General features: G+C 51.7%; 6 protein-coding genes. All 6 read right to left on the reverse strand.

The genetic code is table 11. The features are described from left to right. Positions 1-14 precede the first annotated feature (14 nt). Positions 15-746 (reverse strand): thioesterase II family protein, encoded by a 732-nt coding sequence (locus tag EJP77_RS06055; protein ID WP_127198220.1) that lies wholly within the window; start codon positions 744-746, stop codon positions 15-17. After that, on the reverse strand, positions 743-6490 hold the full coding sequence (locus EJP77_RS06060; RefSeq protein WP_127198221.1) for a non-ribosomal peptide synthetase: 5748 nt from the start codon (positions 6488-6490) through the stop codon (positions 743-745). Before EJP77_RS06060 ends, EJP77_RS06055 begins: the two co-directional genes overlap by 4 nt. Before the next feature lie 12 nt (positions 6491-6502). Further along, a complete protein-coding gene (locus EJP77_RS06065; protein ID WP_127198222.1) occupies positions 6503-16663 on the reverse strand; it encodes a non-ribosomal peptide synthetase in 10161 nt (3386 codons plus the stop codon). A gap of 18 nt (positions 16664-16681) precedes the next feature. Then, a complete protein-coding gene (locus EJP77_RS06070) occupies positions 16682-18319 on the reverse strand; it encodes a type II CAAX endopeptidase family protein (protein ID WP_185897168.1) in 1638 nt (545 codons plus the stop codon). A gap of 11 nt (positions 18320-18330) precedes the next feature. Continuing rightward, the gene (locus EJP77_RS06075) at positions 18331-19584 is read right to left on the reverse strand and encodes an ACP S-malonyltransferase (protein ID WP_127198224.1); all 1254 of its coding nucleotides are present in this window, start codon (positions 19582-19584) and stop codon (positions 18331-18333) included. Then, the coding region (locus EJP77_RS06080; protein ID WP_148115055.1) for a non-ribosomal peptide synthetase at positions 19581-21557 on the reverse strand (1977 nt) is incomplete at its 5' end. The genes EJP77_RS06080 and EJP77_RS06075, both read right to left, overlap by 4 nt.

The following is a 21557-nucleotide window of genomic DNA, read 5'->3' on the forward strand; positions in this document are numbered from 1 at the left end:
TCTGCAGACCAACATCACGCCTGTACGGCTATGTGCTTGTCTCTTACCGTTCTCAAACCATCATGAAGCGCAGCGAGAACTTCTCCAGTTCGTTCGTAAATGAAAAAGTGGCCGCCCTCGAATTCATGATACTGACATCCCTTGGTCGTAAGCGTACTCCACTCATGGATGTTCTCTCTTGTCCAAGGATCGTCTCTTCCTGTCCATATGAAAAAGTCCGTGCTCAGCGGCCGTTCGTTCCCGGCGAACGTGTAGGTCTCGAGTAACCGATAATCCGACCTTATGATCGGAAGGAAGAACTTCAGCAGTTCCGGATGATCAAATAACTCCGGGCTGCTGAGTCCCATCTGCTTGATCTGTGCGGCGAAGGCTTCGTCCGGGAGCTTGTGCAGCTCCTCGCCCCCTTCACTTAAATGAGGCGGTATCCGGCCTGAAAAGAAGGCAGCGGCCGGATCACGGAATCCCATTTTGCGGGCATGCATGCACATCTCATATACGAGCAAAGTTCCCATGCTGTGACCAAGCAGGGCGTAAGGCTGATCGCCAGCCTCTTGCTGAAGCTGATCGAACAGCTGGGTGGCGGCTTCCTGGATACTCTCATAGAACGGAAGATTCGCCTTCGCCCCGCGTCCGTTTAATTCAAGGGGGCACAGCTCAATCCAAGGCTCGAGCTGTCTGCGCCAGCGGCTGTATCCAGCAGCCGACCCTCCAGCATGCGCCAGACAGAATAATTTGACTGTGGTCATGTCAGGTCATGCCCCCCGTTAGCAATCAGAAAGTCCGACTGCTCCTCAATCGTCTGAAAGTTGTACACAAACATATCCATCGGAACCTTGGCGTACTTCTCTACCTCAAGCTCCAGCTTCACTGCCAGCAGTGAATGCCCGCCAACCTCAAAGAAATTGTCCTGAATCCCTACATCGGCCACATTCAGTACCGACTTCCACATGCCGATCAATTTCTCATCCAGTTCATGACGTGGAGGCACGTAAGTGTGCTCATTCACCGTGAACACCGCCTTAGGTTCCGGCAGACCTTTACGGTTGATCTTGCCGTTAGGCGTTAAAGGCAGCTGTGGAATCTGCATGAACATACTTGGTACCATATAGCCAGGGAGCACCTCTGCAAGCTGATTCTTGATCTCGCTAACCGGAATCTCCTGGGCAGCAGCGTAATAAGCACACAGGAACTTGTTCCCTTCCTGATCCGTCAAATCGATAACGCATGCTTCCAGGATGGAAGGCAATTTACACAGCTGGCTCTCGATTTCGCCGAGTTCGACGCGGTAGCCGCGAATCTTCACCTGGTAATCTTTTCTCCCCAGAAATTCCATATTCCCGTCAGGAAGCAGCCGCCCCAAATCGCCGGTTCTGTACATCCTCTCCGCCTCGCCAGGCAGGAATGGATTAGGCATAAAGGAACGCTCCGTGCGCTCCGGATCATTCATGTAACCTTTGGCTACGCCGACGCCGCCAATGTAGAGCTCCCCAGCGACACCTTCCGGAACTGGATTGCAATCATCATCCAAGATATAAAAGTAGTTATTAGCGAGCGGTTTGCCATAAGGAATGCTGGCTTGATAGGCGCTAATCTGCTCCACAGGATAGTAATTGGACCATACCGTCGCTTCCGTCGCGCCGCCTAAGCTGATCACTTGGGCATTCGGGAAGATCGTGCGAATCCGCTCCGGCAGTTGAACCGGAATCCAGTCTCCGCTCATAAAGACTAGCCGCAGCGTTTCATTACGCAAATCTGGCTCGATCTGCTCTACATGCTGAACCAGATGATTCATGGTACTCGGAACGGAGTCCCAGAACGTAATCCCTTCCTCCGCCATTAACCTTCGGAGCTGAGCAGGACTCTGCACCTGCTCCTTCTTCGCAATAACAATCTGGCCGCCTGCCGCAAGCATTCCGAATACATCATAGACGGACAAATCAAAACACATCGAGGTGATGAACAGCAGCCGATCCTGATCGGAGACATGGAACGTCTCGTTGACCCAATGAATCAAATTAACAGCAGCATGATGTGCAATCATGACGCCCTTGGGCATTCCCGTAGATCCCGAGGTATAAATGACATAGGCCAGTTCCGATGAGTCCAATACGATGTCAATCGCCTCGGAGGAGAACTCTTCTGAATCCGCGATCTCTTGCAGCAAAATACACTGGGCCTCCTGTACACCTTCAAGCGGATGGTCCGTGAGGACAACTGAGATTTGCGCATTCTCCATGATATAAGCGATTCGGTTCTGCGGAAATTCAGGATCGATAGGGACATAAGCGGCCCCGCATTTGAGAATGCCCAGCATAGATACGACCATCTCGAAGCCGCGGCCCACCCGCAGACCGACATGATCGCCGGATCCGATTCCGTTGGACACCAGCAACCGCGCGATACGATTCGAAGCATGGTCAAGCTCACGGTAAGTCATCTCCTGATCTTCGAACCGAAGGGCCACCTGGTTCGGTGTGCGCTCTGCCTGCGCTGTGAACAACTGATGCAGCGTCATCACTCTCGGGTAATCTGCTTCTGTACGATTGAATTCGACAACCGTTCTTTCGATTTGCGAAGCAAGCAGACAGTCGGCGGCCTGAATCGTATCCTCATGATCGGCAAACTTCTCAAGAACCCTTACATATATCTCAAAGGCCGTACGCATTTCATTATCATGGAAGTAATTGGGCGAATATTTAAGCTGGATATGCAGTTGATGCAGCGTTCGGGATACTTCTAGGTCGAACAGCGTATTCGTCATTTCATTGGCATTGAGCTTGATCTCATTGCTGCTCGGACCAATTGGCCGATCCTCCGAAACTTCCATTTTCTCCAGCACATGCATATCAATGAAATTAAACAGCGTATCAAAGAACGGATTGTCACGCTGCCCGCCTTCCCCTACCGCCGCGGCGATATCGGCCAAGAACATTTCATGCGGCTTCGCTTCTCCAAGCAGGCTGCGGATTTTTGCAATAAAATCGTTCTTATTCAGCTTCTTCTCGACCCGGGTTCTGAACGGAACTGTGTTCAAGAAGCATCCGAGTACTTTCTCGCTATCCATCACATCTGGCCGATCATGCGTCACCAAGCCGGTCACGATATCTTGTTCTGTCGTTAACAAGCCAAGCAGGTACAAGTGGGCGGCAAAGCACACTTCCATTAGCGTACATCCCAGCTCCTTCGCCTTCCTCTCCAGCCCCTGCAGCAATGAAGGTTCCAGGCGTTCTCTGATGATTTTCCCGGCGGGTACGTCATCCATTTTTCTGGATGTAAAATTGAAAGGAAGCTTGTTGCGCGAGTAATCGGCCAGTCTGTTGTTCCAATACGACCTGGATTCCTCGGATGCAACCCGGCTCATTTGTATAGCGACATAGTCCTTGTAGCTTGCTTGCAAAGGCTCCGGCGCCACCACTTCGCCTTCGATCAGTCGTGAATACGTATCCACCAACTCCGCAATCAATGAGGCGACGCTCCAGCCGTCCAGAATGGCATGATGGAACGAGATGATCAGGCAGTAATCCGAGTCATCTACCCGGTACAGACGAGTCCGCCACAACCGGTCGTTCTCAAACTTATACTTGAGCTTCAAATCCACGTCCAGGTAAGCATGAAGATATCGTTCCTGTTCCTGTTTGGTTTGGGCCGATATGTCCTCATATACTAGTTCTGGTTCCATGTCCTGATGAACGATTTGCACCGCTTCACGGAATGCAGATAAATGAATCGTCGTTCGCAGAATAGGGTGTTTGCTAATCATCAAACTTAGCGCATGCCCGAATCGCTGCAGGTCAAATACACGGGATGAGAACTGGTAGCAGAATTGATCATGGTACATCGGTTCATCCGGCCGCATTCTGGAGTAGAAGACCATACTTTGCTGAATGTTGCTCAGTGGATACAGGTCTGTCCAATCTCTCGGAAGTGCCTTGGCCTGATCGGGATCCCCCAATATCGAAGCATGCAGACGCTCAATGGAAGCCAATCCAGCCTGCCGCTCGTGTACGCCGTCCACTTCTTGATGATTACGAACCAACTGGGCCAAGCCCCGGATCGTCGGATTCGCATAGAAGTCTCGCGACTTCACATGGACTTGAAACTCCTGGTTGACCTGACTAATCAACCGAATAACCTTGATCGAATCGCCGCCCAGCATAAAAAAGGAGTCCTCTACGCCTGAAGAAGTGAGCGCCAGTTCAGCTGACCATAGTCTTACAATCGTGCGTTCCATATCATCTGCGGGGCTCACGTGTTCCGTATGGGCCAGCTGAACCTTACCCGGCCTAGGCAGCGCGGCACGATCAGCCTTGCCATTCGGCGTAAGCGGGATGTGATCCAGACGAACAAGATGCGCCGGGATCATATACGCTGGGAGCTGATCAGACAAGAACAGCTGAACCTGATCTGAGGTTAGAGCCTGATCGCTGACGATATAAGCACATAGATAACTGTCACCCGCGTCATCGCGGTGTGCCGTGACGATGGCTTCCCGAATATCAGGATGGTTCAGGAGATGATACTCAATCTCGCCGCATTCCATTCGCTGCCCTCTGATTTTCACTTGATGGTCAATACGACCCGCGTATTCCATCGTGCCATCCGGCAGCCAGCAGGCCAGGTCGCCTGTTCGGTACATGAGCTTTCCTGGCTCAAATGGATTCGCTACGAACTTTTGCCCGGTTAGCTCCGGCTGGTTCCAATACCCGCGGGCTAGTCCTTCTCCGGATATACATAATTCCCCGATTACACCTTCAGGCTGCAGCCGATCGTCCGCATCCAGGATATATAAGCGAATGTTATCGATAGGACGCCCAATCGGAACGGTGTGGGTCAACTCAGCTCCGAGACAATCATAGTAGGACACGTCAACCGTCGCTTCCGTAGGACCATAGAGATTGACCAAGTCCGTTCCCGAGGAACGGTGAATCAGCCGCTCAAAACGCTGAACCTGCTGAACCTGCAGGGCTTCGCCGCTAGCGAACACTCTTCGCAGAGAAGCGGCAGCATGGACGCGTTCATTACGCTCCAGGTGATCCAGGAAAAGTGAAAGCATCGAAGGAACAAAATGCATCGTCGTGACCTGATAAGCATCAATGGCCTGCAAAATTTCTTCAGGGTCCTTCTCTCCTCCCGGTTCAAGCAAGCAGAGCGAGGCTCCTGCCATGCACCACCAGAACAACTCCCACACGGATACGTCGAAGGTAACTGGCGTTTTTTGCAGAATCACGTCATCCTCGCTGAGCGGGTATTGATTCTGCATCCACTGCAGCCGATTGATGACGGAACGATGCTCAACCATAACCCCTTTCGGCTTCCCTGTAGATCCTGACGTATAGATCACGTAAGCCAGATTCGAGGAAGTCACCTCGACATTGAGATTGGAATTGTCGTATTGATAGAGCGCTGAGTCTTCCAGATCTAGAACGACTCGATCTGTACACAGCCCGCGGATAGATTCCAGGCCGTCCTGAGCTGCCAATACCCATGCAGCTCCGCTGTCCTCCAGCAAATGACGGATACGCTCCTTCGGATGTGCCGGGTCAATCGGCACATAGGCACCGCCCGCCTTTAATATCGCCATAATCCCGATGATCATCTGCAGGGAACGCTGCGCCATAATGGCCACAGGCTGATCAGGCTTAACCCCGAACGCCACCAGATGTCTGGCTAACTGGTTCGCCCGTTGGTTCAGACATTCATAGGAAAGCTTCTCTTCTCCGCAGAGAAGAGCCGTGCGGCCCGGATTCCGGAGGGCTTGAAGCTCCAAATATTGGTGAAGCAGTCCCTCCTTATTGAACTCCCGTTCCGTATCGATATACGTAACGAGCATACGATGCCTCTCGTCTTCGCTGACGAAATCCAATTCCCGCATGGGCCGTCCCGGCTCCTGTAGAGCCTGCTGGATCAAACTCAGCCAATGTTCGGCCATTTGAGCTATTCGCTGCTCCGTATATACATCCAGACTGTAATGAATTCGCAGCTTAAGCTGGCCGGATTGGCGATACAGTCCGAATGCCAGGTCGGAATAGGCGAAGTCGGCAGCGTTATCTCCGTGCAGCGTATCCATAAAGATGAGCGCTGACTTTAGCGGCTCGCCCTTGGAGGAGAATACTGATGCGGAGGTGGCTTCTGAAGCCTGCCCCTGAACATGCTTCAGCCAATCTTTGAAAGCTTCCTCTCCCTGCAAGCTCGCGGATACCTCGATCGCCTGCTGCTTATGACGCTGCACCTGACCTTGAACAGTAAATTCAGGGAACGCTGCAGTGATCGATCGATCACCCGAATACCGGCTGAGCAGATACATTGTGCCAGCCAGCATGACCATGAACAAAGCGGCATCCGAGTCCCTACTGACAGCAAAGAGACGCGATACAAGTTGTTCCGGCAAGTCTATTACATGTACGTCATTCGATAGAATCGTACGGCTGGGCGCAATCGGCTCCGAGGAGGGTGGGGTTGTCCCCTTTTTTGGCAAGTAAATATTCGTCATCCATACATCTCCCTATAATTCAAAATGAAATTGAATATCTCCGAGCGGGTTGTCCGCTGCTGCACTAGCGCTTATTCCCGGAAGCAATTCGCTGAGTTTCGCATCTAAGTCTGAAACCATCATGGCCAGGATCTCTTGATAACGGTCGAACAGGTTCTCGATCGTGCCCTCTGCGAACAATGCGGTGCGGTATTCCAACGTGAATTTAATTTCGTCAGGAAGTTCCAGCGCCTCCAGCGTGATATCGAATTTGGCACACGGATGGTCAAATGGATACGCTGTAAGGGTGATTTGCTCAGTCTCGATCTGCTTCATACTGACGTTTTGCAAAATAAACAAGGCATCGAACACCGGGTTCCTTGTCCTGTCGCGTGGAAGCGGCAATTTCTCGGCTAACTGTTCAAACGGATATTCCTGATGCTCGAACGCTTCAATAACGGTGTGCTTATAACCGGACAAGTAATCAGCAATTGTCTGCTCCTCACGAACCTGGGTCCTAAGCACAAGGGTGTTGACGAACATTCCTATCAATCCCTCCGTGTCGGGATGCGATCTTCCTGCCACATGAGAGCCGATGACGATATCCGTCTGTGAAGCATATTCAGCAAGCGTAAGCTGGTAAGCCGCCGCCAAAATCATATAAAGCGTCGTTCCCGTGTGACGCATCAGATTATGAACTGGACGAGAATCGATCGTTCGAACGATTCGTCTTCCTTCCGCGCTGTCATATTCGGTGCGCACATAATCTGTCGGCAGTCCCTTTGCCGGATTGTAATCCGCCAATTGCTTCAGCCAGTAAACCTCCTGCTTGCGCAGCGCTTCGCTCTCCAGATGTTCCCTCTGCCAAACTGCGTAATCCTTATATTGAACAGGCAGTGCGGGCAGCTCTCTTCCCTCGTACAGCGCGATCCACTCCAAAGCCATATTTCGAATGGACGCTCCGTCCGATACGATATGGTGGAGATCCAGAAGCAGCAGATGCTGTTGCTCAGACATCCGGCTCAGGCCTATACGCAGCAGTGGAGCTTCAGAAAGCTTGAAAGGTCGAAGGAACGAAGAAGCGGTTAGGGCGATGGAGTCGGCAGCCTCCGGCAAATGCTCGATAACCACTGAGACATTGTTATGCACTTTTTGCACAAATTCTCCCTCTACAATTTCAAAAGAAGTTCGTAAGCTTTCATGCCGTTCCACTAAAGTCTGCCAGGCCCAGGTGAACCGTGTTTCATCCAGCGTGCCGTTCAGCAGGAACACACCTGGCATATTGTAGCTGACATCGTCCTCGTCCAGCTGCTGCATGACAAAGATCCGATGCTGGCCTGAAGAGAGCAGATAATAATCCGATTCGGCCGCTTTGGGGATTGGCTGGAAGAGTGACTTCTCCTTCTGCTCCAGGGCGTGTGCCATCTGTTCAAGGGTCGGGCTCCGGAATACGTCACCCAGCTGCATATCAACCTCATACTGCTTTTGAATGCGGGCCACCAGCAGAGCGGCTTTCAGGGAATCTCCCCCGATTTCAAAGAAAGAATCCTGCACGCTAATCTGGCTTCGTCCGAGCATTTCCTCCCACAGAGCCGCAAGCCTACGCTCCATAGGTGATCTCGGAGCCACAACATCATCAGAGCGCAGAGAATCTGGCTCTGGCAAGGCCTTCTTATCGATCTTGCCGCTTGGAGTCAGCGGGAACTGATCCAGCTGAACATACGTGACAGGCACCATATATTCTGGAAGACACTGCAGCAGACCCTTTCTTAGCTCACCAGCCGAAATGGGTCTTGACCCAGTGTAGTAAGCGCACAAATAGGCTTCCAGGTTAGGTCCTTTAAGACTGAGAACCATTTGATCCATAATCGCTTCCTGCTTCGCAAGCGCAGCTTCGATCTCTCCGATCTCGATCCGGAACCCGCGAATCTTCACTTGGTCGTCGATTCTTCCGCAGTATTCAATCGTTCCGTCCGGCAGCCAGCGGCCAAGATCCCCTGTCCGGTACAAGCGTTCACCCGGCTGATAAGGATGCTGGATGAACTTCTCACGGGTTAAGTCTTCCTTGCCCAGATAGCCGCGGGCCAGTCCTTCGCCCCCTACGCAAATTTCACCTACAACGCCAATCGGCTGCAGCTGCAGATCCCGGTTCAAGATGCAGATACTCGTATTGGTGATCGGCCTGCCGATCGGTACGGGCACAGAATCATCACGCCCCTCTAGCTCCGCTTCCCATATCGTTGCGCAAATCGTGGTCTCCGTAGGGCCATATGCATTGAAGTAACGCACATAGGGCTTCCATCGACGGATCAATTCGTAATTCGTGGCCGAACCGGCCGTAATGATCTTGGTCAGCGTCTGAAGCCGCTGCGGCAGCAAATGTACCGTATAAGTAGGAGGAAGTGTAGCCACAGTGATGTGATGCTCATTCATGAAATCCTCGAACTTACGGTAGTTCAGCAGATCCTCCTTCGCTGCAAGCACCAGGGTTGCCCCGGTCGTTAAAGCCATGAAAATTTCCCAGACCGAAGCGTCAAAGGAAAGACTCGCAAATTGCACAATTCGATCGGCAGGGGTGACACCGAGTTCCTGTTCAAAGAACACCTTCAAATTCAGCAGTCCGTTATGCTCGACCATCACGCCCTTTGGCTGCCCTGTTGAACCTGATGTGTAGATCACATAGGCAAGGTCTGTAGGCATGGACACGCGGACAAGATTACCGAACTCTTCTTGATCGTAAGGCTTCGAGATATCCAGCCACTCGCCATCAAACTGGATCAGGTCGGCATAACCTGGATGACCCAGCACAAATCTTGTCCCGCTGTCAGCCACCATATAGGCCAAGCGTTCCTGCGGATAAGCAGGGTCCAGAGGCAAATAGGCGCCCCCGGCCTTCAGCACAGCAAGGATGCCGACAACCATATCCAGGGATCGGTCAGCCATAATGCCGACGATATCATTGGCAGATACCCCTCGTTTCCTCAAGTGGTGGGCCATTCTATTCGCTCGCTCGTTCAATTCACGGTACGTCATGGTTCGATTCCCGAACGTAAGCGCGATATGATCCGGCTGTGCTGCCGCTAACCCTTCAATACATTCAGGTACGGTCAGATCGGATGAATATGGCGTAGGAGGCGGGTTGAAATCCAGAAGCAGCGCAATCTGCTCGGCATCCGGCAGCATGTTCATCTGCGAGAGAAGCACTTTTTGATCCAGCAGGATAGACTCTAGGATCTGTACGTAATGGCCCGCCATTCGCTCGATCGTTCCGCGATCAAACAAATGCGCAGCATATTCAAACGTAAACGTGAATTGATCCGGTTGATCGGTAACCTCCAGCGTAATATCGAACCGGCTTTGCCGAATCGGTAATTCGTAAGGTGTAAACCTCAGGTCGCCAGTCTGGCGAACGCCCTGGTCCATATTTTGAACGACGAAGAATACATCGAACAAAGGATTGCGCGAAGCATCCCGCTTAACTTGCAGCTGTTCAACAAGCTCCTCGAATGGATAGGACTGATGCTCAAAGGACTGCAGCGTATCGTTCTTCACCTCATCTAGATAATCACTGAAGGATTTGTGCCCTTCGGGTTGCAAACGCAGCGGAAGCGTGTTCACGAACATGCCGATCAAAGGTTCAAGATCTGCATGGTTTCTTCCGGCAACCGGGGAACCAATGATGATATCCTGCTGCCCCGTGTATTTGGACAATAGGATGGAAAAGGCCGCAAGCATAATCTGATACGTTGTCGATCCTGTGTCCGCGGCCAGCCGCTGCAAATCTGCACGCAGAGCAGCGCTCGCTTCCAGATGAAACCTCGATCCTTTTGCCATGCCACTGCTAAGCGGAGCCCGCGGCCGATCCAGCGGCAGATCCAGTAATGGCAGTTCGCCTTTCATTCGATCCAGCCAGTAATCCTGATGCAGTTGGTGGGATTCCTCCTGCAAAGACTGCTGCTGCCAGACGGCATAATCCTTATACTGAATCGGGAGCTCCACCACCGGGTGCAGGCCTTCGTATGCGTCCATGACTTCCCTCGCCATGTTCATCATCGACACGCCATCCGAGATCAAATGGTGCATATCGATAAACAGCACATGCGTGTCCATGTCCGTCTGAAGCAGCCCTGCGCGAAGCAGCGGAGCTTGGTCCAGATTGAACGGACGCACAAACTGGGCTGCAGCCGTGTCCGTAAGAAGATCGGCCGCGTCCGCTTGAAGATTAGTTCCAGCCAGTTCTTCCAGTACGAAAGCCGCTTCCTGTTCAATTCGCTGAACAGGGCCCTCTGCCGTCCAATGGAAGGAAGTGCGCAGACTCTCATGGCGCTCAACGATAAGGCGGAACGCCTGTTCCAGCCTGCCAAGATCCAGCTTCCCTTCTATCCTAAGCGCACCAGGCATATTGTAGCTCGTCCCGGCCGGATCCAGCTGATTCAGAATCAGCAGCCTTTTCTGAGCAGAAGATACGGTATAGTGCTCTAGAATAGGCGCTTTCGGAATCGTGACTGCATGACTGGTCAAGTCGTCTGCTGCCAGTAAAGACCGCACGATTCCTGCCATTCCCCTGAGAATCGGATACTGGAAAATATCCTTCAGCGTAATCGGAACATGGAACTGTTTATGGATTCGCGATGCCAGCGAAGCGGCATGCAGCGAATTGCCGCCAATATGGAAGAAATGATCGTCCAGACCAATTGGACCTACATGTAGCAAAGCTTCCCAAAGCTCGGCCAAGGTCCGTTCCGTATCGTCCGAAGGAGCTGCGTAGACCGCCCGCTTCAAATCGTCCGAATGCTCCCGCTGCGGGAGCTGCATAATCGATGCAGCCGTATGATATTGAAGTGGAAGCAGGTAGACCTTGGGCTTCATGCCCGCCGCATCGTTATCGTCAAGCTCCATTTGCCATTTCAGAGGGCTCTCAGCATGAGCGTATACGGCTTCTTCCTCCTCGGTGAATTTGGATGCCGTCGCTGCAATCTCCGAAACCGGCAGCGACGTTCCAGCTTCCATGCTGGAGTCGGCGAAGACATCTGTTAATTCGATACACTCGGCCGAATCCGCGATAGCCTCGAGCGGCAGATTATATAGCCGAGCATCATCCAGGTGGCCGTCCTCCGTCCAACCGGATGCGGACAAGAACTGGCGGAATGGCTCGTTTTTGGAGCTAGGCCGATAAGCAGACTGAATTTGTGTTATACCGACGCTTAAGCTGAACTGCTTGAGAACAGACAGGATCGCATATTCAATTCGTCTTCCCAGAACTCTACAGCTCAGCAGAAATGTATCTATCATCAAGGTATCCTGCTGCGTGCGGCCAATCACCAATCCTACGAGACCATAGTCACCAAAACGGTCTCGTACCTCAACGGTCCAGCATTTCCACTCAGGATCAGCCATTAATGCCCGAACCTCATCCTCCGTCCTGCGAATCGTGCTCATGTTGAATTGGTTCGTTCGCTCCGTAAGTTGGGCAGCACGCGGGGTGTGCTCAGGCGTTAGTTCCTTCATTCTCATTTGAAGCTTCAAATCCCGCAGAAATTCGTCAAGCGAAAGCTCTGTCTGATCTTTCAGCACTTTCCGCTGTCTCTCGGATCTGTACATCGCCGTACGATTTCGGTCTTCCTCTGTGCTGCGGCTCCTGTCGAAGGCCCAAATATGCTTCAAGTAGGCAGGAATTTGCCCCGGATCATTCGGAAGCTGAATCGTCAGCACATCCGGACAGTTCAGCATCACTTCCCGACATTCTACGGGATTGTCATCAATGAAGATAAAGCTATCCAGCCCCAGATTAAGCTCCTCGGACAGTTCCCTGAGATTGGCCGATTTGGCCTGCCAGTTAATTTTCCAGCCTACAAGATGCTCTTTCTTCAGCGGCATACCGGGATGCACGTCAAAAACTTCCCAGACATCCGCTTCATTGTTCTTGCTGCAAAGTGCCAGCAGCATTCCCTGCTCGCAGAGCGTAATCATCATCTGCTGCAGCTCTTGGTAAGGCCGCACACCAGATGCACCGGCTTCCCCGCATACACCCTGCCAAAGGGTGTTGTCGCAATCCAGAACGATGACCTTGAAATCCGGCCTTCTCCACGAGACCATGCGTCTTGCGACGGCGGTACCCAAGGCCGCATAATACTCATCCGTAAAAGGAATATGGGCTTCCTGATTCTTGACCCTATCGAACACCTCAGGGATCTGATATCTGCGCTCGATATCGCTAAGATCCAACAGCGTCACATGCTCAATCGGTGCAATCATTTGCTTGAAACGCTCATTCAGATTGCGGATATAGGCGGTGACCACTGGATGATAGTCTTCGCTCGGCTGGAAGACGGCCATCCATACAGGGCCCTTACTCGGAAAGTTCCGAATTGCTTGGACGAGATCGACATAACTTCTTTCTAACTGCTGGATCTGCTGGTCCTGGGATAATGTCTCTCCCCCGATCCAGTCTTCAAATCGAATGAGCAGCAGATTCACTCCCTGATTCGCTGCGAGCAAGCTGTCCGGGCTCAGTAACTGCTGGAATACCTGGTGATAAGGAGCGAACGAGATTTCTGCCTGAACCTGGAATCGTTCACACCACCACTGGATATAATCCTCAATCGGTTCCGCGGTGAAGGTGGCGCTCACAGCAAGGGATACTGCCTGGCTAGTGACTTCTGCCTGCTTCACGGGGGTAAGCGTCTCATAGTGAGCTAATTCCTTATTCGAATCGTTCAAAACGTCAGAAATGATGCCCATGAACTCGTCTCGGAACGAGTGCATCGTAGTCTCGTCAAACAGATCGGTGCTGTAATTCAACACCGCATGGAGACTGCCCTCAGCATGTTCCCACATGTCCATTTTCACATCTAGCATGGACGTATGCTGGGGAATCGGATACTCTGCAACATGCAAGCCCTCTTGCCCAAGCAGCATACTGTCCTGAGAATTCATCTTGAATTCGTTATGGAAGACAAACATCGTATCGTAGACCGGATTGCGGGATGGGTCGTTCTTTAACACAAATTTTTGCATCATGCTGTCAAACGGATAATCATGCTCATAAGCGCTGATAATCTGCCCATGCACGTCCTTGGCATACGCCTTGAAGCTTGAACGCTCATTGATTCTTAACCGTATAGGCAGGAAGTTGATGAACATGCCCATCATCGCTTCCAGATCCGGATGATTTCGTCCCGAGACCAAAGTAGCAATGATCATGTCTTCCTGGCCCGAGAATTTGCGAATCAACAACGAATAGAGTGCAAAGCAAAGCGAATGCAGCGTGACTTGATTCTTGGCCGCCAGTTCGCGCAGCGCGTGAACCTGTTCGCTCGGCAGAGTGAATCGCACTGACTGACCGTTGAACGTCTTCACTTCCGGCCGCTTGCGATCGGCAGCAAGACTCAGAACAGGAAGCGGACTAGCTAGCTGCTTCGACCAATACTCCGCCCGTTGCTCCAAAGCGCCGCTGCTTAATTGACTATTCAGCCATACCGCATAATCCTTATACTGCGCCTTTACCGGCGGCAGTGGCAGCCCTTGATACAAGGCACAAAATTCCCGGATAAAAATGCTGTTCGTTACTCCGTCGGAAATAATGTGGTGCATATCGAGCATTATGATATGCTCAGTTGCCGTTAACGTGAGGACTCCAACCCGGATTAATGGCGCCTGCGCTAAATCAAACGGCTCAATAAAAGCTTCGATCCGTTCATCCACCTGCTCTATGGAAGCCTCGAATAAGGCTACCTTAATCTCCAAATGCGGCAGCACGCGCTGCATGGGTTCGCCATCCACGAAGTCGAATACCGTTCGAAAAGCTTCATGCCGCTCTACAATTTGATTGATCACCTTCTCAACCCGGGCCGCATCCAGTTCCCCTTCCACCTTGACGCAAAATGGCGCATGATGGCTCGTCTGAATATGTTCCATTTGCTCCTGAATATAGACGCGCTGCTGGGAAGGTGTTAATGGATACCCGTCAGCCTGCTTGGCTGGAACCAAGCGGAGTTCATCTGACTCCACCTCAGGCTGGGCAGGCAGTCGCTGCGAATCGATCCACTCCGCAAGCCGGTTGATCGTGACATACCGAAGTAAATCCGCGATCTCGATGGAAACGTCAAATTCCTTTTTCAAGCGGTTGGCAATTTTCAAGGCCAGAATTGAATCCCCGCCAAGTTCATAGTACGTATCCTCAATATGAAGCTCCTGAATCCCTAAAATATCCCCCCAAATATTCGCGATTGTTCGTTCCGTAATTGAATATTGTTCTGACTCTCTTCCGCGCAGTTTCACTTCGGATAGACGCTGTCCGTCATGGCGGCTTGCCGCCGGAGAAGCAGCGAGTGCACTTTCATCAATGTCCAGCCAGCAGCGCGTTCTCTCGAATGAGTACGTAGGAAGAGAGATTCTTTTTCTGCGTTCTCCCGAGTATAAGGAAGACCAATCCACACTCGCCCCGTCCACATAGGAAGCTGCAAGCTTACACAATTGTTCCAACTGCATTATTTGCGCATCCAGCACGATTCCAGCCGCAATAGCTTGGGAACGCCCTTGTCCTACTGCCTCTCGCTTGGAATCTCCATAGTAGATTCTGAACTGCTCGCTTGTATGAAGGCCGTCTTCCTTGACGCGGCGCAGCTGCTGCATCCATTCCTCCTTGGTGTCAAAAACCATGGCAAGCCTGTGAGCGTAATGCCCTCTCCCTACGCTTGCAGTAAAACAAATATCACGCAGGCGATCCTCGGGCAGATCCTGCTGGCAGTAGGCATCGACCAGACCGCGAAGCGATGCTTCGCTGCTGGCCGATAACACGAATAAGTGCGGACCGCAGGCCTCATCTGCCATCGTTTCAGCTAGAAATTCCTCCAACACAACGTGACAGTTGGTGCCGCTCATCCCGAAAGAACTTACCCCGCTTCTTCGCGGATGTCCGTCAGTCTCCCAAGCCGTCAGTTCATCGGATACGTACACAGCTGAATCAATAAATGGAATCTTCGAGTTCGGCTTATTAAAATGCACGATTGGCGGGATTTGTTTGTGCTTCAGCGCAAGCACCGCTTTCAGAACACCCATTAATCCTGCGGCATGATCGAGGTGCCCGAGGTTTGTTTTGACAGAACCCACAGCGGCGAATTGCTTACTGTCCGTGAACTGACGAAAAGCACGGTTCATTGCATCAATTTCAATCGGGTCCCCAAGCTTCGTTCCCGTACCGTGAGCCTCCATATAACCTATTGTGGTCGGGTCGATCCCGGCATTCGTCCATGCACGAACCAATACATCCTCCTGAGCCAGTACATTTGGAGCCGTCAGCCCAATCGACCGACCGTCCTGGTTCACTGCACTTCCTTTAATGACGCCATAAATGGAATCCCCATCCTCCATCGCCTTGCCAAGCGGTTTGATGACCAGAGAAATGACGCCTTCCCCGCCTCCTGTACCGTCAGAGCTGTCGTCGAATGTTCTAGCCCGCCAATCGGAGGATTCAATGCCAATCTTGATCTCATCCAGAGGCAGCAAATTAACTTTCACACTGCCTACAATCGCCGATTCGCATTCCCCATTCCGGATAGACTGACAGGCCGTATGCAAGGCCACCAAGGAGGAGGAACAAGCTGTGTCCATGCACACACATGGGCCTCTAAGATCAAGAACATAAGCGATTCTTCCTGCCGTCACACTGGTCAGATTGCCTGGAACCGCATAGGACAGCAGCGATAAATCCGATTCCGATATCATCCGTTTGTAGTCGTAAATCGCATCATTGTTCAGACCGATGAATACGCCCGTCCGGCTGCCGGCAAGCGCATCCCCTCCATAACCTGCATCCTCGACCGACTTCCACACCGTCTCAAGCAGCAGGCGCTGATTCGGGGACATCAAGCTCGCTTCTTTCGGAGACAATCGGAAGAAGGCATGGTCGAATTTATTGATTTCATCCAGATAAGCCCCGTCCATGTAACCCGCAGACGGGTTAGCCCTTCTTCTTGCCTGCATGAAAGGCTCGGTATCTTGGCGGCGGTTATGCGGGAATTCGGAAATGAAGTCCACGCCGTTCTTCAGGAATTCCCACAGCTCATCCAGATCCTTAACGATCGGCAGGTTGGCCGATATCCCGATAATGGCAATATCCTGGACGGATAATTCCTCAATTTCAAAGTCGTCGTTGCCTGTGGGCTGCTCATCAAGCCAGTTCAAATTCAACATCCTGATCCTCCTCGGGGCTTAAAGTGATACGGCGGATTGAACAGCAGCCTGAACATGGGCCGAATTCGCATTCTCTTGATCAATTTCTCTGCGCTTCCACAACCAATACATCGTGTAAATGATCACTACGGAACTTGCCACCATCGCGATAACAATCCCTGCGGAGAAGGTGAGCTGCAATTTTTTCATCACAAAGTAAGTGCCGAACAGTACAATCTCGTTAATAATCGGAGCCCAAATGGAACGGTACCATTCGAACAGCAGGCCGAAGATCAGTGCCCCTGCCGAAGCATAAATCGTAAGCGGAATATCCCAGTTGAAGAACAAGCCGCCATAGATAATTCCCGTCACGATAATTGACATTGGTACCGAGAAAGCAGGGCGCAGCACATTATAGATCAATGCCCGGAAGTAGACTTCTTTGTACATCGAGTGAAGAATTAAGAAGGCGATAAATACAGGCAGCGAAGCCGTCGTCAAGTAGTCGAACAGCTGCTGAAACTGCGGGAAATTATCGGCAAAATAAGGAATTTTGAAAAAGCACTGCACCCAGACTCCCATCGCCGCACCCAAAATGCCCATGACAATTCCCGCCCTAGGGGGAATAGCAGAGAAATTGCATTCGACGATTAGGCTTTTTTTATGAATAAGTCTCATCACCACGTAGAACACGGCTAACGAGATCGTGTCAAAGAAGATAAAGCCAAGCACATTATTCTCGCCCAACCAGCCTGAGATGGAGGCAATACTCATGATATGGTTGTTCCAGATAAACAGAATCGGGTAGTAGATGACGACGTACAGTCCTGTCCACAGCAGCAGATTTCCAATAACCTTGATATAAGGAAGCTTCCGCTCTTCTTGGCCCAGCACAATCAGACTGGAGACGATGACGAATAGGCATAGAGCGATGATGATGAGCAGTGTGGAAGGTGAAAAGCCTTCAATCACCTCATGCAGCCCGATTTGTTTCGACGTAAAAATAAACGCATTCAGCAGCACGCCCGTCCATATGGTGGACAGAATCGTCTTCATCTTCGTGTACATAATTCCGTACATAATAGCTAGGAAGAACCCAGTAACCTGAATCGAAGAGCTCGGTTGACAGTAGCCATAGATCACGGCCTGTACCAGTAGAGCGACGAGAAAAGGAAGTTTGCCGCGCATCATGGAGAACAAAATCCCTCTGAAGAAGATTTCTTCGAATAACGGTCCGATCACGGCAAGTCCAAGCAAGGTCAGAATGAAGCTGTCCGAATTCATGAATAAATTAATGTAATCCTGCATGTCCGGGAAGTTGGCCTTCACGAAAGGAAGCTTCAGCAGGCAGACGAACAGCAGTCCTGCAGCAATCGCAACATACGTAGAGATCAGAAAGTCCTTCCCTTTTAAGCGGGAGAAATTGCATAATTGCGATACCTTGACGTAACGGTCTTTCAAGATCGACTTTTTGATCAGAAAATAGATGGTAAGCAGCACAGCATCAATGGCAAACATAATCGAGATCCATAATGGCAGATTGTGCATTAAATATTGACCGTAGCTTCCGGAATTCGGAACCAGCACGTAATTGTGCAGAACCGCCACCGCGAGAAAGATCCCAGCCAGTAAAATAACTTCGCCCAACGTGAAGAAATACGTTTTAAATGTTTTCATCCATACACCCCTTAATAGCTTTTTGCCAAATCCCGTATGCCGCTGGCTGCTTCGCATCCTTCAGCATACAAGCGGTTTAGTCTGCGCAGCTGCTCGTCCTCAGGCACCTTCTTCCCCTTCATGATCTGCAAAAGCAGTTCAATTGCCGTCTTCAGCTCATCACCTTGCTCAGACAGTGAGCCTGCGCTGTGCTCCGCATGGGCATTCGCAAGCTCTGCCAGCTTGTGAAATGTCTCTGCCACTTCACTTGAGTACTGCTTAGTGTCTTCGTTCCGATTCCGGCAGGAGACGGCATGCGCCAGACACTTTCCTAATAGATCGCCAGTAGAATATTGCAGGGCTTGGATCTTGGGCAGATCATCTGCTTTATCCAGAGCATACGTCCTGATATTCCGCGCACTTCGCTTGGTTAGTGTGGATAACGTCGATTTCGGACCCAGCTCAAGCGCGTGGGATATCCCCCTGCTCTGCATATATAACATGGTATCGAGCCATTGAACCGGCTGTGTTAACTGCATGGCCAGACCCGTCACAATGGATTCCTCATCCGTATAAGGCTTGGCCGTGACATTGGAAATGACGGGCCATCTCGGCACCTGTATAGGCGTCCGGGCTAGCTGCGCGCGGAAAGGAGCCACCGCTCCGTGCAGCAGTCTGCTGTGAATGGGGGCCTGGATAGACAGGGGGATCGCCCTGCCTCCAAGTCCTTCAAGAATGGCAGCAAGCTGCTCCGTATCCGGCCGGCAGCCCGAGATTACGGCTTGATCCTGCGCGTTGTAACAGGCAAGATCTACAGAACGATCTGGATAGTTGTGATTCCAGTTCATCACTTCCCGCCTGGTAATCTGGATCGGAAGCTGCTTGCATGCAATCACCCCGCTCTCCGTATGGTCGGCTGTCTCGATCATCAGCTTGCTTCGCAGGCACACTAGATCGAGCGCATCAATATAGCGGATGGCCTCTGCCGAGACCAGGGCGGCATACTCTCCCAGACTATGTCCAGCTGATAAATGCGGAGTAATCCCCACTTCCTGCATATAGACACGGTAAGCTGCGACACTGCAGACGAAGATCGCAGCTTGTGCAGTTACGAGGTCCATGTCATGCTGAAGCTTTTCGCTTGTGCACACGTCATAGATAGAGAATCCCATCCGCTCACTCGCTTCATCGAACGTCTCCCGGACGATCGGGTAAGTTTCGTGCCAAGACTGACCCATCCCCGCATACTGGGTCCCAGATCCAGGGAACATCAAGGCGATTTTCATAAGCTTCTCTCCACCTTCCTGTCCTCGCTTGCCGCAGCGGCCTCCATGAATTGAATTTCGCTTGCGTACTGCTGAATGACGGTGCGAATAATGCGGATATACTGACCGAATAATTCTTTCATTTTCAATTTCGATAGACGCTTGTCGTTGTATTCACAGAGGATGAAGATCATATCCTTCTCCGAATAGTAGGAGAACTGGAGGTCAAATCTACTGCGTTGCGCATCCCGGATGGGAACGGCCCCTCTCTGGTAAAAGAGTGGGAGCACAGCCTGCGGACTCTCCTTGATCTTCACAGGCTGGATTTGCTCCAGCTGCAGTTCTCTTGAAGCGCCCTTGCGCAGGGCGTCTTCCGCCATGGAGATCAAGGCTGCAATTCCGCTCACCTGCCCCATTTGCAGCTCCGCTGCCTGGAAGGATCGCAAGGAATCGGAATTTACAATCGTAAGCTCCGTGCTCTTAGTAACAGCAGCGAGCACATATGCGAGGCTGGCCAGCAGCACAACGTGCCGCTTGGCATGTCCGGATTGCTCAAATTCGCCGAGCTGTCTCGTTTCAAGCTCACCTAGCTGCAGCTTATATACCGCTTGCTGAGCAGCAGCAGTCTGCTGAACGAAGTAATCGCTAGGCAGTGTGAGATAAGAGATCGGGGCAGCCGAATGCTGCTTTCCGGCCTGCTTCATAAATGCCGCCAGCTTGGATATAGTTGGGTAAGCGAACAAATCGGTTACCTGGATTAACCCTGGGTAGGAAGCTTCCAAGCGAGTGTGAAGCTGCAGGAGAAGCAGCGAATGCCCCCCAATTTCAAAGAAATGGTCATGAACACCAATGCGTTCTCTGTTCAGTAATTGCTGCCACATAAGCACAAGCTGTTCTTCCAGTTCATTCTGCGGGGCCGTGTACGTTCCCTCAGTCTCTTCTGTGATCACCTGCTGATGCTGCAGCTGTCTGCGATCCAGCTTGCCGTTATTGGACAGCGGCATTTCCGGCAGATACGCATACTGCGCAGGAATCATATAGTCAGGAAGCGTCTGAGCAAGCGAAGCACGGATTACCGATGAAGGAATCTGTTCCTTCATTACGAGAAAGGCGCATAAATAGGGGTTACCTCCCCTATCCTCCTTCACCAATACGGCGGCTTCCTGGACACCTTCAATCTCGAGCAATTTATGTTCGATTTCACCAAGCTCAATCCGATAACCGCGAATCTTCACCTGATGGTCGAGTCTTCCCAGGTATTCAATATTGCCGTCCGGCAGCTGCTTCGCCAAATCCCCTGTCCGGTACATGCGGCTGCCCGGCCGGAATGGATTGGCCGTGAATTTCTCCTCGCTCAGCTCGGGCCTACCTAGATAACCTCTGGCCAGTCCCGCGCCGCCGATGCAGAGTTCGCCTGGAATCCCCGGCGGCAGCAGCCGTAGATTACCATCCACGACATACAGCTCGGTATTGTCGATCGGCTTCCCGATCGGCACATTACTCGGTGTTTCGCCTGCCAGACATTCGAAATAAGACACATCCACCGTCGCTTCGGTTGGTCCGTACAAATTAATCAGCTTCGTACCATGTTGCTCGCCCAGCAGCGCTTGGAATCGCTCGACTTGATGCGCGAGCAGCGCTTCGCCACTGGTGAACACACATTGCAGAGTCCGCAAGCGATCCAAATGCTCGGGTTTTGCTTCGAGGTACGCCAGGAACAAATGCAGCATAGATGGCACGAAATGCAGCGTAGTTACCCGGCTTGTCTCAATCGCCTGGATAATCTGTTCCGGGTCCTTCTCTCCTCCCGGAATGAGGAAGTGCACAGCAGCTCCCGCCTGCGCCCACCAGAACAGCTCCCATACCGATACGTCAAAGGTGAACGCCGTCTTCTGCAATATGACGTCTTCCGCTGTAAGCGGATAAGCCTTCTGCATCCACGCAATCCGATTAATCACGGAATGGTGCTCAATCATGACCCCTTTCGGGTTCCC

Origin of the sequence: Paenibacillus zeisoli (genome assembly GCF_003994465.1) — a bacterium.
Classification (GTDB): domain Bacteria; phylum Bacillota; class Bacilli; order Paenibacillales; family Paenibacillaceae; genus Fontibacillus; species Fontibacillus zeisoli.

Excerpts from the sequence above, each read along its gene's own strand:
- EJP77_RS06060 (WP_127198221.1), bottom strand. The coding sequence starts at position 6,490 with ATGACGAATATTTACTTGCCAAAAAAGGGGACAACCCCACCCTCCTCG.
- EJP77_RS06055 (WP_127198220.1), bottom strand. The coding sequence starts at position 746 with ATGACCACAGTCAAATTATTCTGTCTGGCGCATGCTGGAGGGTCGGCT.
- EJP77_RS06075 (WP_127198224.1), bottom strand. The coding sequence starts at position 19,584 with ATGAAAATCGCCTTGATGTTCCCTGGATCTGGGACCCAGTATGCGGGG.
- EJP77_RS06065 (WP_127198222.1), bottom strand. The coding sequence starts at position 16,663 with ATGTTGAATTTGAACTGGCTTGATGAGCAGCCCACAGGCAACGACGAC.
- EJP77_RS06070 (WP_185897168.1), bottom strand. The coding sequence starts at position 18,319 with ATGAAAACATTTAAAACGTATTTCTTCACGTTGGGCGAAGTTATTTTA.